11 protein-coding genes are annotated in these 14,839 nt (G+C 73.2%); 8 read left to right on the top strand and 3 right to left on the bottom strand.

What is annotated here, in order from left to right; all coding sequences use genetic code 11:
• The first annotated feature begins 95 nt into the window (after window positions 1–95).
• The 4 genes from HL663_RS16565 (at window position 96) to HL663_RS16550 (ending at window position 4,420) form a co-directional block, all read left to right on the top strand.
• The gene (locus HL663_RS16565; protein WP_173029388.1) at window positions 96–683 is read left to right on the top strand and encodes a single-stranded DNA-binding protein; all 588 of its coding nucleotides are present in this window, start codon (window positions 96–98) and stop codon (window positions 681–683) included.
• 64 nt (window positions 684–747) lie between these two features.
• Complete coding sequence (ettA, locus tag HL663_RS16560) at window positions 748–2,430, top strand: energy-dependent translational throttle protein EttA (protein ID WP_173029387.1); 1,683 nt, start codon at window positions 748–750, stop codon at window positions 2,428–2,430.
• Window positions 2,431–2,444: 14 nt separating this feature from the next.
• Window positions 2,445–3,467, top strand: a complete 1,023-nt coding sequence (locus HL663_RS16555; RefSeq protein WP_173029386.1) for a glycosyltransferase family 2 protein — start codon at window positions 2,445–2,447, stop codon at window positions 3,465–3,467.
• Entirely contained in the window at window positions 3,464–4,420 is a 957-nt protein-coding gene (locus HL663_RS16550; RefSeq protein ID WP_173029385.1) for an NAD-dependent epimerase/dehydratase family protein, read from the top strand. Before HL663_RS16555 ends, HL663_RS16550 begins: the two co-directional genes overlap by 4 nt.
• Before the next feature lie 43 nt (window positions 4,421–4,463).
• On the opposite strand, the gene HL663_RS16545 is transcribed toward HL663_RS16550, so the two are convergent.
• Together HL663_RS16545 and HL663_RS16540 are read right to left on the bottom strand one after the other, a co-directional pair.
• Window positions 4,464–5,189: a class I SAM-dependent methyltransferase gene (locus HL663_RS16545; protein WP_173029384.1), complete on the bottom strand. Its 726-nt coding sequence runs from the start codon at window positions 5,187–5,189 to the stop codon at window positions 4,464–4,466.
• A gap of 74 nt (window positions 5,190–5,263) precedes the next feature.
• The gene (locus HL663_RS16540; protein ID WP_286175738.1) at window positions 5,264–5,920 is read right to left on the bottom strand and encodes a TetR/AcrR family transcriptional regulator; all 657 of its coding nucleotides are present in this window, start codon (window positions 5,918–5,920) and stop codon (window positions 5,264–5,266) included.
• A gap of 93 nt (window positions 5,921–6,013) precedes the next feature.
• Between HL663_RS16540 and HL663_RS16535 the strand changes: the two genes are divergently transcribed.
• Window positions 6,014–7,159, top strand: a complete 1,146-nt coding sequence (locus HL663_RS16535; protein WP_173029382.1) for an acyl-CoA dehydrogenase family protein — start codon at window positions 6,014–6,016, stop codon at window positions 7,157–7,159.
• Between the two features lie 65 nt (window positions 7,160–7,224).
• Here the strand turns inward: HL663_RS16535 and fabG are convergent, their stop codons facing one another.
• Window positions 7,225–7,980: a 3-oxoacyl-ACP reductase FabG gene (gene fabG / locus HL663_RS16530; RefSeq protein ID WP_173029381.1), complete on the bottom strand. Its 756-nt coding sequence runs from the start codon at window positions 7,978–7,980 to the stop codon at window positions 7,225–7,227.
• Window positions 7,981–8,170: 190 nt separating this feature from the next.
• Here fabG and glgX point away from each other — a divergent pair, with 190 nt between their 5' ends.
• From glgX to treZ, 3 genes are read left to right on the top strand one after another with little or no spacing between them, the layout of a single operon-like run.
• Window positions 8,171–10,321, top strand: coding sequence for a glycogen debranching protein GlgX (gene glgX / locus HL663_RS16525; RefSeq protein ID WP_173029380.1), 2,151 nt, complete (start codon window positions 8,171–8,173; stop codon window positions 10,319–10,321).
• Window positions 10,322–10,324: 3 nt separating this feature from the next.
• The gene (gene treY, locus HL663_RS16520; RefSeq protein ID WP_216842604.1) at window positions 10,325–12,877 is read left to right on the top strand and encodes a malto-oligosyltrehalose synthase; all 2,553 of its coding nucleotides are present in this window, start codon (window positions 10,325–10,327) and stop codon (window positions 12,875–12,877) included.
• Window positions 12,874–14,799 carry a malto-oligosyltrehalose trehalohydrolase gene (gene treZ, locus HL663_RS16515; protein ID WP_286175736.1) on the top strand — a complete coding sequence of 642 codons (1,926 nt, stop codon included), beginning with the start codon at window positions 12,874–12,876 and terminating at the stop codon, window positions 14,797–14,799. The genes treY and treZ overlap by 4 nt, the downstream gene beginning before the upstream one ends.
• The last annotated feature ends 40 nt before the right edge of the window (window positions 14,800–14,839 follow it).

The following is a 14,839-nucleotide window of genomic DNA, read 5'->3' as shown; positions in this document are numbered from 1 at the left end:
TCCACAGATCGCCGGCGACCCGTTGTGACGGTGCGCGCCGCTGACGAGGGTGGTCCCGAGGGCTCCCGACGGTCGGGGGCCGGGAGGAGCACACGATGTACGAGACGCACGTGACGGTCCAGGGGCGCCTCGTCGCCGACCCGGTCGTCAAGCAGGGCCGGGCGGGGGCGTTCACCGTCTTCCGGGTCGCGCAGTCCGAGCGCCACCAGGACCGCGCCGAGCCCGGTCGCTGGACCGACTCCGAGCCGAGCTACTACGACGTGACGGCCTACCGGACGATGGGCGAGAACGCACAGCGCTCGCTGCGCAAGGGGCACCCGGTCGTCGTCCGGGGCCGCCAGCGGGTGCGGCAGTTCCGCCGCGACGACGGCTCCAGCGGGGCGGTCGTCGAGATCCTCGCCGACGCGCTCGGCCACGACCTGCGGTGGGGGAGCACCAGCTACACCCGCAACGGCGACCTCGCGCCGGCGCTGCCCGACGCCTCCACGGCCTTCGGCGACCCGCTCCACGACGCCTACGACGTCGTCGGGGACGAGTACGGTCGGCGGGCGCCCGTCGGTGCGGGTGCGGCCTCCGCCCCGGCCGCCGTCGTCCACGGGCCCGGGCCCGACGGGGGCGCGGGGGAGGGGCCGCGCCCCGATACCGGGCCGCTGGTGCCGCCGGCCCGCGAGGACGCCGCCTGAGCGCGCGGGGCGGCGGGTCGCCGCGGATTCGGGCAGGGGGTCCCGGCTCGTTAGGCTGGGGCCCATGCCCGAGTTCATCTACGTGATGTCGCGTGCCCGCAAGGCGCACGGCGACAAGGTCATCCTCGACGACGTCACGCTCTCGTTCCTGCCCGGCGCCAAGATCGGCGTCGTCGGCCCGAACGGAGCCGGCAAGTCGTCCGTCCTCAAGATCATGGCCGGCCTCGACCAGCCGTCCAACGGCGAGGCGCGCCTCAGCCCGGGCTACTCCGTCGGCATCCTCATGCAGGAGCCGGAGCTCAACGAGGAGAAGACCGTCCTCGGCAACGTCGAGGAGGGCGCCGGCGAGATCAAGGCGAAGGTCGACCGCTACAACGCGATCTCCGCCGAGATGGCCGAGCCGGACGCCGACTTCGACGCGCTGATGGCCGAGATGGGCCAGCTGCAGGAGGCCATCGACGCCGCCGACGCCTGGGACCTCGACTCCCAGCTCGAGCAGGCGATGGACGCGCTGCGCTGCCCGCCGCCGGACGCCGACGTCACCGTCCTCTCGGGTGGTGAGCGCCGCCGCGTCGCCCTGTGCAAGCTGCTGCTCCAGAAGCCCGACCTCCTGCTCCTCGACGAGCCGACCAACCACCTCGACGCCGAGTCGGTCCTCTGGCTCGAGCAGCACCTCGCGAGCTACCACGGCGCCGTCGTCGCGGTCACCCACGACCGGTACTTCATGGACAACGTCGCCGAGTGGATCCTCGAGCTCGACCGCGGCCGGGCCTACCCCTACGAGGGCAACTACTCGACCTACCTCGAGAAGAAGCAGGCCCGCCTCGCGATCCAGGGCAAGAAGGACGCCAAGCTCGCCAAGCGCCTCGCCGAGGAGCTCGAGTGGGTCCGTTCGAACGCCAAGGCCAAGCAGACCAAGTCCAAGGCGCGTCTGGCCCGCTACGAGGAGATGGCGGCGGAGGCCGACCGCACCCGCAAGCTCGACTTCGAGGAGATCCAGATCCCCCCGGGCCCGCGCCTGGGCAGCAAGGTCATCGAGGTCAAGAACCTCACGAAGGGCTTCGGCGACCGCGTCCTCATCGACGACCTCTCCTTCACCCTGCCGCGCAACGGCATCGTCGGCGTCATCGGCCCGAACGGCGTCGGCAAGACGACCCTCTTCAAGACGATCGTCGGCCTCGAGGAGGCGGACGCCGGGCTCGTCGACGTCGGCGAGACGGTCAAGATCTCCTACGTCGACCAGAGCCGTGGTGGCCTGGACCCGAACCTCAACCTCTGGGAGACGGTCTCCGGCGGGCACGACTACATCAACGTCGGCCAGGTCGAGATCCCCAGCCGCGCCTACGTCAGCCAGTTCGGGTTCAAGGGCCCGGACCAGCAGAAGAAGGCCGGCATCCTCTCCGGTGGCGAGCGCAACCGCCTCAACCTCGCGCTGACGCTCAAGGAGGGCGGCAACCTGCTGCTCCTCGACGAGCCGACCAACGACCTCGACGTCGAGACCCTCGGCTCCCTCGAGAACGCGCTGCTCGACTTCCCCGGCTGCGCCGTGGTCATCAGCCACGACCGGTGGTTCCTCGACCGGGTCGCGACGCACATCCTCGCCTACGAGGGCACCGAGGCGAACCCGTCGCGGTGGTACTGGTTCGAGGGCAACTTCGACGCGTACGAGAAGAACAAGGTCGAGCGCCTCGGTGAGGACGCGGCGCGCCCGCACCGCGTCACCTACCGCAAGCTGACCCGCGACTGACGCGGACGCGACCCGTGTCGTCCGAGCACCCGGAGCAGCCCGTGCCGTCCACCCCGCAGGTCCCGCACCGGATCTCGGTCATCGTGCCGGTCTACCAGGGTCGCTCGACGTTGCCCGGGCTCGTCGCCGAGCTCGCGCCGCTGACGACGGTGGGCACGACCCCGGCCGGCCGCGCCTACGTCGTCGACGAGCTCGTGCTCGTCGACGACTGCGGGCCGGACGGGTCCGACGCCGTCGTCCGGACGCTCGCCGAGGAGCACGACTGGGTGCGCGCCGTGTGGCTGAGCCGCAACTTCGGCCAGCACGCGGCGACCCTCGCCGGCATCTCGGCCTCGGGCGGCGAGTGGGTCGTGACGATGGACGAGGACGGCCAGCACGACCCCGCCGACATCGCGCTCCTCCTCGACGCGGCGATGACCGAGCAGGCCGACGTCGTCTACGCCAAGCCGTCCAACGAGCCGCCGCACGGGGCGATGCGCAACCTCGCGTCGCGCTCCGCCAAGTGGCTCGTCGGCCGGATGGCCAAGGGCGCCCCGGCCGCGGACTTCAACAGCTTCCGGCTCGTCCTCGGCGAGGTCGCGCGCTCCGTGGCCGCGTACGCCGGGCCCGGCATCTACCTCGACGTCGCGATCTCCTGGGTGGCACGCCGCACGACGACGGCCGCGGTCCCGATGCGCGAGGAGGGCGGCCGGCCGTCGGGCTACGACGTGCGCCGGCTCGCCTCGCACTTCTGGCGGCTCGTCCTGAGCAGCGGCACCACCCCGCTGCGCCTGGTCAGCGTGACCGGCGCCGGCGCGGTCGTCCTCGCGCCGCTCGTCGCGCTCGTCCTCGTCATCGGCCGGGTCTCCAACAGCTGGGAGGCCCCGGGCTGGACCTCGACGATGGTCCTGCTCATGGCCTCGACCGGCGCCATCCTCTTCGCGCTCGGCGTGATCGCCGAGTACGTCGGCATGGCCGTCAACATGGCGATGGGCAAGCCGCTCTACCTGCCGGTCCGCGACCGCCGCGACGGCCCGCTCGGGCGGGACGGGGCGTGAGCCCCGGCCCCGCCGGGCCCCCCTCGGCCTGGGTCGTCGGGGCCGGTGGCCTCGTCGGGCGGCACCTCGTCGCGACGCTGCGGGAGGCAGGTCAGGACGTGAGCACCTCGCGCGTCCCGTGGGCCGACGAGGAGGAGTCGCTGGCCGTCCTGGCCCGCGACCTCGACGAGTTCACCCGCCGCTGCGCCGGGCGACCCTGGGTGCTCGCGTGGTGCGCGGGCGCCGGCGTCGTGGCGACGGGCGCCGACGCCCTCGCCGCCGAGCAGCGCGTGTTCGAGCGCTTCTGCGCGCTGCTGCCGCCCGACCCGGACGGTGACGGCGTCGTCGTCCTCGCGTCGTCGGCGGGTGGGCTGTACGCCGGGTCGGGCGCGCCGCCCTTCACCGAGGAGACGCCCCCGGCCCCCCTCGTCCCCTACGGCCGGACCAAGCTCGCGATGGAGGCGGCTCTCTCGGCCGCGGTGTCCCGCACCGGCAGCCGCGCCGTCGCCGCCCGGCTGGCCAACGTCTACGGTCCCGGGCAGACGCTCGGCAAGCCGCAGGGCCTCCTCTCGCAGCTCTGCCTCTCGGACGCCACGACCCGCCCGCTGCCGGTCTTCGTCTCGCTCGACACCATCCGCGACTACGTCTACGTCGTCGACGTCGCCCGGATGCTCCTGCGCTGCAGTGAGCTGGCCCGCCTCGAGCCGGCCGGCGCGTTCGTGCCGAAGGTCATCGCCTCCGGCCGCCCCGTGACGGTCGGGCACCTCGTGTCGGAGGCCCGCCGCGTCTTCCACCGCCCGCTGCGCACGGCGATGGCGCCCGGAGGCAAGGGGCAGGTGCTCGACCTGCGCCTGGGGTCGGTCCGCTGGCCGCAGGTCGACGCCCTCGCGTCGACGCCGCTCGCGGCCGGGCTCGCGGCGACCGCCGCCGACGTCCGCGCTCGCGTCGTCTCCGGAGGACCGCTCGACGGCTGAGCGGTCGGCGGGCGGGCTCGGTCAGCCGCGCCGCACGGCTCGGTCAGCCGAGCCGCGTGGCCCCGACGAACACCGACGACCCGAAGGGAAGATCGGTGCGCCGCAACAGGGTCCGGTCGAGCGTGCACATCGCGCGCAGCGCCGCGTTGAGCGGCTTCGGCACCTGAGGCACCTGGACGATGTCGGCGGCCCCGTCGGCGGAGCGGCGGGTGACCCTGCGGGCGGCCCGCTCCGCGACGAAGAGCGGGAAGACCGTCGAGAAGCCGTAGGTCGCGCGCTCGACCCGGAAGCCGGAGCGCTCGAGGGCGGCGACGGCGCGACGCTTCGTGTAGCGGCGGTGGTGGCCGTTGGCGACGTCGAAGTCGGTCCACGCCCAGGTGTAGGCCGGCACCGACATGAGGAAACGTCCGCCGGGACGCAGGACCCGGTGCACCTCGGCGAGGGCGTCGGCCTCGGGGGCGCAGTGCTCGATGACGTCGAAGGCGGCGACGGCGTCGAAGGAGGCGTCCTCGAACGGCAGGGCGAGGGCCGAGCCGCAGACGCCGTTGGTGTCCAGGCCGCGGGGGTCGATGTCGAGGGACGCGGTGCGCCCGACGGCCTCGCGGAACCACGCCGCGCTCGGGCCGTCGGCGCTGCCGAGGTCGAGGGCCGTGCCGGCGCCGTCGACGAGGTCGCGCAGCGCCACCTCGAGCAGGTCGGCCCGCGCGACGTACCACCAGTAGTCGGGGGTCGCGATCGAGGGGGATCCGCCGTGGCCGTGCTCCGTCACCGCGTCAGGCTAGCGGCCGGTGGCGCGCCGGCCGTGCAGCGCCCTCGTGGCGGAGCGCCGACGGTCGGCGCCGGTCAGGCGCGTCCGCCGGCGAGGCGCACCGCGAGGTCGCCGTAGGTGCGCTCGACCATCTGGGGGGTGCGTCGGCCGCCCGGGACGTACCAGCGGGCGACGTCGATGGCCATCGAGAGCAGGGCCAGGGCGGTCGTGGGGACGTCCTCGACGTCGAGCTCGCCGGCCTCCACGCCGTCGCGCAGCACGTCGGCCACGACCCGGTCGATCTCCTTGCGCAGCTCGATGACCTCGGACTGGTGCTCGGTCGAGAGGTGCCGGAACTCGAACTGGACGATCCGCCCGAGCTGGTGGTGCTCGGCGTGCCAGCGCGAGAAGCCGCCGATGATCGCGCGCAGGGCCTCGGTCGGGGAGGCGGCGTCGGTGGCCGCGGCGACGAGCAGGTCGCGGGCCCGGGCGTGACCGCGGCGGCTGATCTCGAAGAGGAGGTTCTCCTTGGAGGAGAAGTGCACGTAGACGCCGGCGGGGGACAGGCCCGCCCGCGAGGCGATGTCGCGCGTCGTCGTCGCGGGGAAGCCGTTCTCGGCGAAGGCGTCGGCGGCGGCGAGCATCACGCGGGTGGCGGTGTCGCCGACGTCGGTGGCGCCGCCCGGTCGCCCGCCCTCGGGCGCGAGCGCGGCGAGGACGGCGGTCTCGGTCGCTGGGGTCGTGGCGGGCACGGTTGACAGCATGCCGCACCCCCGTCAGACTAAGCAAGCGCTTAGTCAACGGTGGCGCGCCGCCGCCGTCCGCCCACCGAGCCGAGGAGCCGCATGCCCCGCAACGTCTACGCCGCCGAGCACGAGGACTTCCGCGCCTCCGTCGCCGAGTTCGTCGAGCGCACCCTCAAGCCGCGCGCCGAGCAGATGCTCGAGGTCAAGGCCGTCGAGCGCGACATCTGGAAGGAGGCCGGCAAGCAGGGCCTCTTCGGCCTCGACATCCCCGAGGAGTTCGGGGGGATGGGCGCCGAGGACTACCGCTTCAACGCCATCGCGGCCGAGGTCATCGCCGGCTTCAACTTCGCCGTGTCGTCCTGCTTCGGCATCCACTCCGACGTGTGCCCGCCGTACGTCGTCGACCTCGGCACCCAGGAGCAGAAGGAGCGCTGGCTGCCCGGCATGGCGAACGGCGAGCTCATCGCCGCCATCGCGATGACCGAGCCCTCCGGCGGCTCCGACCTCGCCGCGCTGAAGACCACCGCCGTGCGCGACGGCGACCACTGGGTCCTCAACGGCAGCAAGACCTTCATCACCAACGGCTACCAGGCCGACCTCGTCATCGTCGCGGCCCGCACCGACCCGTCCAAGGGCGCGAAGGGCATCACCCTGCTCATGGTCGAGGAGGGCATGGAGGGCTTCACCCGCGGCCGCAAGCTCGACAAGGTGGGGCAGGAGGAGGCCGACACCTCCGAGCTGTTCTTCGAGGACGTCCGCGTCCCGGACGCCAACCGCCTCGGCGAGGAGGGCATGGGCTTCATCGCGATGATGCAGCGCCTGCCGCAGGAGCGCATCGGCGCCGCCGTCGCCAACACCGCGCACGCCTTCCAGATCTTCCGCGAGACGGTCGAGTACACCAAGGAGCGCAAGGCGTTCGGGCAGCCGGTCGGCTCCTTCCAGCACAACAAGTTCAAGATGGCCGAGCTGCTGACCAAGCTCGAGGTCACCCAGGCCTACGTCGACGACTGCATCGCCGCGCACGCGGAGGGCAAGCTGACCCCGGTCGACGCCGCCAAGGCGAAGTGGTTCTCGGCGCAGGTGCAGAACGAGGTGCTCGACGAGTGCGTCCAGCTGCACGGCGGGTACGGCTTCATGAACGAGTACCGCGTGGCCCGCGCCTGGCGCGACGCCCGCGTCTCGAAGATCTGGGCCGGCTCGAACGAGATCATGAAGGAGCTCATCGGCCGCGACCTCGGCCTCTGACGCCCCACGCACGACGACGCCCCCGGACCGCTGCGGTCCGGGGGCGTCCTGCGTGTCGTGCGAGGTCAGTCGAGCGGGCCGCCGGCGACGTAGATGACCTGGCCGCTGACGAAGCCGGCCTCCTCGGAGACGAGGAAGGAGATCGTCGCGGCGATGTCGGCCGGCTGGCCGACGCGGGCGACCGGGATCTGGGACGCCGTGTGGGTGAGGAAGTCCTCGAACGACACCTTGAGCCGCTCGGCGGTGGCGCGCGTCATGTCGGTCTCGATGAAGCCCGGGGCCACGGCGTTCGCGGTGACGCCGAACTTGCCGAGCTCGATCGCGAGGGTCTTCGTGAAGCCCTGGAGGCCGGCCTTGGCCGCGGAGTAGTTGGCCTGGCCGCGGTTGCCCTGGGCCGAGGACGAGGAGAGGTTGACGATGCGGCCGTAGCGCTCCTGCGTCATGTGCGCCTGGCAGGCCTTGGTCATGAGGAAGGCGCCCTTGAGGTGGACGGCCATGACGGAGTCCCAGTCGCCCTCGCTCATCTTGAAGAGGAGGTTGTCGCGGATGATGCCCGCGTTGTTGACGAGGACGACCGGCGGGCCGAGCTCGGCGGCGACGCGGGCCACGCCCGACTCGACCGCGGCGGCGTCGGAGACGTCGACGCCGACCCCGAGCGCGCGGCCCCCGGCGTCGCGGATGCGGCCGGCGACCTCCTCGCAGGCGGCCTCGTCGAGGTCGAGGACGGCGACGGCGAACCCGTCGCGGGCCAGGCGCTCGGCGGTGGCCGCACCGATCCCGCGGGCGGCTCCGGTGACGACGGCGACGCGCTGGTCGGACATGGGGTTGCTCCTCGGGGTCAGGGGGTAGGACTGGCCCGACAGTAACCGAGGCCCGTGACGAGGGTTGGGCGACGTGGTCCACGTCGTGCGACGTCACCGGTAGGTTGAGGAGTCCGCAGCGGCCGGTCGGCCGCGCGATGCCGGCAGCGCCGCTGGCCCTGATGCGACACCCCCACGAAAGGCACCACCTGTGGAGATCTGGCCCGGCACGGCGTACCCCTTGGGCGCCACCTACGACGGCTCTGGCGTCAACTTCGCGCTCTTCAGCGAGGTCGCCGAGCGCGTCGAGCTCTGCCTCGTCGACGACGACGGCGCCGAGACCCGGATCGACCTGCCCGAGGTCGACGGCTTCGTCTGGCACGGCTACCTGCCCGCGGTGCAGCCCGGCCAGCGCTACGGCTACCGCGTCCACGGCCCGTACGAGCCCGAGAACGGGCACCGCTGCGACCCGAGCAAGCTCCTGCTCGACCCGTACGCGAAGGCCGTCGAGGGCCAGGTCGAGAACGACCCCGCCCTCTTCAGCTACGACTTCGACGACAACGAGGCGCGCAACACCGACGACAGCCTCGGCAAGACGATGCTCGGCGTCGTCATCAACCCCTACTTCGACTGGGGCCACGACCGCCCGCCGCGCCACGAGTACCACGAGAGCGTCATCTACGAGGCGCACGTGCGCGGCCTGACGATGACCCACCCCGAGATCCCCGAGGAGATCCGCGGCACCTACGCGGCGCTCGGGCACCCGGCGATCGTCGAGCACCTGACGCGGCTCGGCGTGACGGCCATCGAGCTCATGCCCGTCCACCAGTTCGTCCAGGACACCTCGCTGCAGGCCAAGGGCCTGACCAACTACTGGGGCTACAACACGATCGGCTTCCTCGCGCCGCACAACGAGTACGCGCGCGCCGACCGCGGCGAGCAGGTCACCGAGTTCAAGGCGATGGTCAAGGCGCTGCACGAGGCGAACATCGAGGTCATCCTCGACGTCGTCTACAACCACACCGCCGAGGGCAACGAGATGGGCCCGACGATCAGCTTCAAGGGCATCGACAACGCCGCGTACTACCGGCTCGTCGACGACGCCAAGGAGCACTACTACGACACGACGGGCACCGGCAACAGCCTGCTCATGCGCCACCCGCACGTGCTCCAGCTCATCATGGACAGCCTGCGGTACTGGGTCACCGAGATGCACGTCGACGGCTTCCGCTTCGACCTCGCGGCCACCCTCGCCCGCCAGTTCCACGAGGTCGACAAGCTCTCGGCCTTCTTCGACCTCATCCAGCAGGACCCGGTGATCAGCCAGGTCAAGCTCATCGCCGAGCCCTGGGACGTCGGCGACGGCGGCTACCAGGTCGGCGGCTTCCCGCCCCTGTGGACCGAGTGGAACGGCAAGTACCGCGACACCGTCCGCGACTTCTGGCGCGGCGAGCCCGGTTCGCTCGGCGAGTTCGCCTCGCGCCTGACCGGCTCCAGCGACCTCTACGAGCACAACGGCCGCAAGCCGATCGCGAGCATCAACTTCGTCATCGCCCACGACGGCTTCACGCTGCGGGACCTGGTGTCCTACAACGAGAAGCACAACGAGGCCAACGGCGAGGACGGCCGCGACGGCGAGGGTCACAACCGCTCCTGGAACTGCGGGGTCGAGGGTGAGACCGACGACCCGGAGGTGCGCGCCCTGCGCCGCCGCCAGCAGCGCAACTTCCTCGCGACCCTCCTGCTCAGCCAGGGCGTGCCGATGATCGCCCACGGCGACGAGATCGGCCGCACCCAGCAGGGCAACAACAACGTCTACTGCCAGGACAACGAGCTCTCGTGGGTCGACTGGGAGCTCGACGAGGAGCAGCGCGACCTCTTCGCGTTCACGAGCGCGGTCGCCAAGCTGCGTCGCGAGCACCCGGTCTTCCGCCGCCGGCGCTTCTTCGCCGGCAGCGCCGACCACGGCGGGCAGTCCGAGCTCGGCGACATCGCCTGGTTCCAGCCCGGCGGCGAGCGGATGGGCGACGGCGACTGGAGCGACGGCGAGGCCCGGATGATGACCGTCTTCCTCAACGGCAAGGCCATCCCGAGCCCCGACGCGCACGGCCGCCCGGTCGTCGACGACGACTTCCTCGTCCTGTTCAACGCCGACCACGAGGACCACGAGTTCGTCCTCCCCGGCGAGGAGTGGGGCGAGCGCTGGTGCACCGAGATCGACACCGCCGCCGACAGCGTCGAGCCCGAGTGGCACGACGCGGCCGCGACGGTGCGCGTCTCGGCGCGCTCGGTCATCGTCCTGCGCGACCCCCGCGAGGTGCTCACCCCCGCGGCGGGAGCGGCCGGCGCGACGAGGGCCTGACCCGTGGTGGCCCACCGCCCCGACCCCTCCCGCGTCGTCCCGACGGCGACCTACCGGCTGCAGGTCCACGGCGGCTTCGGCTTCGACGACGCCGCGGCGCAGGTGCCCTACCTCGCCTCCCTCGGGGTCTCGCACGTCTACCTCTCGCCGGTCCTCCAGGCCGCGCCGGGGTCGATGCACGGCTACGACGTGCTCGACCACACGCGCATCAGCGAGGAGGCGGGCGGCCGCGAGGCGTTCGACCGGCTCGTCGCCGCCTGCCGTGAGGCCGGGCTCGGCGTCGTCGTCGACGTCGTGCCCAACCACATGGCCGTCCCCTCGCCGGAGCACCTCAACGCCCCGTTCTGGTCGCTGCTGCGCGAGGGCCGGCGCTCGCCGTACGCGGGCTGGTTCGACGTCGACTGGGTGGCCGAGGACGACCGCATCCTCATGCCGGTGCTCGGCGCCTCGCTCGAGCAGGTCCTCGAGCGCGGCGAGCTCGTCCTCGCCGCCGACGGCGGCCCGGGCGGGTCCGACCCGGTGCTGCGTTACTACGACCACGAGTTCCCGGTCGCGCCCGGCACCGAGGAGCTGCCCCTCGCGGAGCTCGTCGAGGCGCAGGCGTACCGGCTCTCCAGCTGGCGCGAGGGCGACGCCCTCAACTACCGGCGCTTCTTCGACGTGACGACCCTCGTGGCCGTCCGCGTCGAGGACCCGGTCGTCTTCACCGCCACGCACGCGCTGCTGCTCGCGCTGCACGGCCACGGCCAGGTCGACGGCTTCCGCATCGACCACCCGGACGGCCTCGCCGACCCCGGGGGATACCTCGAGCGGCTCGCCGACGCCACCGGCGACGCGTGGGTCGTCGTCGAGAAGATCCTCGAGGGCGAGGAGCGCCTGCCCGACGCGTGGCGCTGCGCCGGCACCACCGGCTACGACGCGCTGCTGCGGGTGCAGCAGGTGCTCACCGCCGAGGACGACACCGGCACGCTCGACCGCCTGTGGGCGCAGGTCGCGCCGGGGGAGGAGACCCTCGAGGGGGTCGTCCAGGAGAGCAAGCGGCTCGTCGTCGACGACGTGCAGGCCGCCGAGGTCGACCGCCTGATGCGCCTCGCGCGCCGGGTCGTGCCGGGCGCCGACGTCGCGGCCGTCCGCCGCGCGCTCGAGGCGCTGCTCGTCTCGATGGACCGCTACCGCGCCTACGTCGTGCCCGGCCGGGGCGTCGACCCCGAGCAGGCCGCGGTCGTCGACGACGCCGCCGCCCGCGCCCGCGGCATCCTCGCCCCGAGCGACGAGGACGCGCTCGACCTCGTCGTGCGGCTCGTGCTCGACCGCGAGGTCCCCGAGGCGGCGCCCGACACCGGCCGCGTGGCCGACGAGCTGCGCGTGCGCTTCCAGCAGACCTGCGGCCCGGTCATGGCCAAGGGCATCGAGGACACCGCGTTCTACCGCTGGTTCCGGCTCTCCGGCGCCAACGAGGTCGGCGGCCACCCCGAGGAGCTGTCGAGCGACGTCGACGCCTTCCACGCGTGGTGCGCGCGCCAGCAGGCCGAGTGGCCGACGTCGATGACGACGCTGACGACGCACGACACCAAGCGCTCCGAGGACACCCGGGCGCGGCTCATGGTGCTCGCCGAGGACGCCCGCGGCTGGGAGCAGTGGCTGGCCCGCGCCCGCGAGCTCGCGGCGCAGTACCGCACCGAGCGCGTCGACGCCCCGACCGAGTACCTCGTGTGGCAGACGCTCGTCGGCACGTGGCCGGTCAGCGGCGCGCGGCTCGAGGAGTACCTCCTCAAGGCCGTGCGCGAGGCCAAGGTCCACACCGCGTGGGTCGACGGCGACGAGGAGTACGAGTCCGAGGTCGTCGCGTTCGCGCGGGCCGTCGGGCGCGACCTCGCCGTGCACGAGCACGTGGACGCGTGGACCGGCCCGCACGAGGCCTCGGTGCGCGCGAACATCCTCGGGCAGAAGCTCGTCCAGCTGACGATGCCCGGCGTCCCCGACGTCTACCAGGGCTGCGAGATCGGGATGCTCTCGCTCGTCGACCCCGACAACCGCCGGCCCGTCGACTGGGCCGACCGGGCCGAGCGGCTCGCGCGCGTCGACGACGACGAGCCGTGCTTCGACCTCGACGACGACAAGATGCGCCTCACGGCGCTCGCGCTGCGGCTGCGGCGCGAGCACCCGGAGGCCTTCGTCGGGCCGGACGCCACGTACGAGCCGGTCGAGGTCGGCAGCGAGCACGCGCTGGCCTTCGCCCGCGGTGACGCCGACGGCGCCCGCGCGCTCGTCGTCGTCACCCGCACCGCGGGTCGCCTCGCCGACGCCGGAGGGTTCGGCGACGCCGCCCTCGAGGTGCCGGAGGGCGAGTGGGTCGAGGTGCTCTCGGGACGCGAGGTCGCCAGCGGCGCCGCCGCGCTGACCGACCTCCTGGCCGACCGCCCGGTCGCGCTGCTCGTCCGACGGGACCCGTCGAGCGACGACGCGGACGCGACCGACACCGGCGCGACCGACACCGACACCGGCGCCGAGGGTGCCGGGACCGACGACGACACCGTGGAGGGGCACCCGTCGTGACCGAGCACGTCATCGAGGTGTGGGCGCCGGCTGCGGCCCGCGTCGACATCGAGTGGTCCCCGGCCGACGCCGCCGGCGTGCAGGAATCGTCGACAGCGACGATTGATGCACACCCCGACGCCGCCGGCGTGCAGAAATCGTCGAAAGCGACGATTGATGCACACCCCGACGCCGAGCCCCGGCGCGAGCCGATGGAGGCCGCCGCCGACGGCTGGTGGCGCTGGACGCCGCCGACCGGCGCGGGCGAGGTCGACTACGCCTTCGTCCTCGACGGCGCGGAGCCGGCGCTCCCGGACCCGCGCAGCGCGTGGCAGCCGGGCACGGTGCACGGCCCGAGCCGCACGGTCGACCCGGCGTCCTTCCCGTGGACCGACGCCGGCTGGCGCGGCCCGCGCGAGGGCGCCGGCGTCCTCGGTGCGGTCTTCTACGAGCTGCACGTCGGCACCTTCACCCCGGAGGGGACGTTCGACGCAGCCCTGGCGCGCCTGGACCACCTCGTCGCCCTCGGCGTCGACGTCGTCGAGGTGATGCCGGTCGCCGCGTTCCCCACCGACCGCGGCTGGGGCTACGACGGCGTCGGCCTCTACGCCGTCCAGGACGCCTACGGCGGCCCGCACGCCTTCGCCCGCTTCGTCGACGCCTGCCACGCGCGCGGCCTCGGGGTCTGCCTCGACGTCGTGCACAACCACCTCGGCGCGAGCGGCAACTACCTCGCGCGCTTCGGACCGTACTTCACCGAGGCCCACCACACGCCGTGGGGCGCCGCGGTCAACCTCGACCACGAGGGGTCGGCGCAGGTGCGGGCCTTCCTCGTCGGCAACGCGCTGCGCTGGTTCCGCGACCACCACGTCGACGCCCTGCGCCTCGACGCCGTCCACGAGCTCAAGGACGACTCCCCGCGCCACTACCTCGCCGAGCTCTCCGACGCGGTCGCGGCGCTCTCCGAGGAGCTCGGCCGGCCGCTGCACCTCGTCGCCGAGTCCGACCTCAACGACACCTCGATGGTCGCCCCGACCGCCGAGGGCGGGCGCGGGATGACGGCGCAGTGGGACGACGACGTGCACCACGCCCTCCACGTCACCCTGACCGGCGAGACCCAGGGCTACTACGCCGACTTCGGCGGCACCCCGGGCAGCGGGGAGGAGGGCCCGCTCGCCGTCCTCGCCAAGGTCCTCACCCGCGGCTTCCTCCACGACGGCACCTTCTCGTCCTTCCGCGACCGCCCGTGGGGCGCCCCCGTCGACCGCGAGCACCTGGATGCCCGCCGCCTCCTCGGGTACCTCCAGACCCACGACCAGGTCGGCAACCGGGCTGCCGGAGAGCGCATCTCGGCCCTCGTGGCCGACCCGGCCCTGCAGGCGGCCGGCGCGGCGCTGTACCTCCTCGCGCCGACCACGCCGATGCTCTTCATGGGCGAGGAGTGGGCCGCGTCGACCCCGTGGCAGTTCTTCACGAGCTTCGCCGAGGACTGGCTCGCCGACGCGGTGCGCGAGGGCCGGCAGGCCGAGTTCGGCTCGCACGGCTGGGCGGCCGACGCCGTCCCCGACCCCCAGGACCCCGCGACCCGCGACCGCTCGGTGCTGCGCTGGGACGAGCTCGACGACGCCGACCACGCCCGGATGCTGCGCTGGTACACCGACCTCACGGCGCTGCGCCGTCGCCTCCTGCCCGCCGGCCCGACCCGGTTCGCCGACGTCGAGGTGACGGTCGACGAGGACGCGCGCCTGCTCGTCCTGCGGCACGCGCCGGCGCAGGGAGAGGCCTACGCGGTCGTCGTCACTCTCGGTGAGGACGGCGGCGAGGCGCCGCTGGCCGGCGCCGGCGAGGTCCTGCTCGCCTGGGACGGCGACGTCGAGGTCGGCGCCGACCGCGTCGGACATCGTTGCCGAAGCGTGTCCGTCGTGCGCGTGGCCTCCTCCTGACCCGCGGCTAGGGTGCCGCCGGGGCGGAGGGTCCGTCCGG

Origin of the sequence: Arthrobacter sp. NEB 688, assembly GCF_013201035.1 — a bacterium.
Lineage (GTDB): Bacteria > Actinomycetota > Actinomycetes > Actinomycetales > Dermatophilaceae > Phycicoccus.
Note: the sequence above shows the minus strand (reverse complement) of the source record. Positions and strands in the feature narration are given on the sequence as shown.

Bases quoted from the DNA above. Each gene is read 5' to 3' on its own strand.
- ettA (WP_173029387.1), top strand. From the start codon at position 748: ATGCCCGAGTTCATCTACGTGATGTCGCGTGCCCGCAAGGCGCACGGC.
- fabG (WP_173029381.1), bottom strand. From the start codon at position 7,980: ATGTCCGACCAGCGCGTCGCCGTCGTCACCGGAGCCGCCCGCGGGATC.
- HL663_RS16535 (WP_173029382.1), top strand. From the start codon at position 6,014: ATGCCCCGCAACGTCTACGCCGCCGAGCACGAGGACTTCCGCGCCTCC.
- HL663_RS16565 (WP_173029388.1), top strand. From the start codon at position 96: ATGTACGAGACGCACGTGACGGTCCAGGGGCGCCTCGTCGCCGACCCG.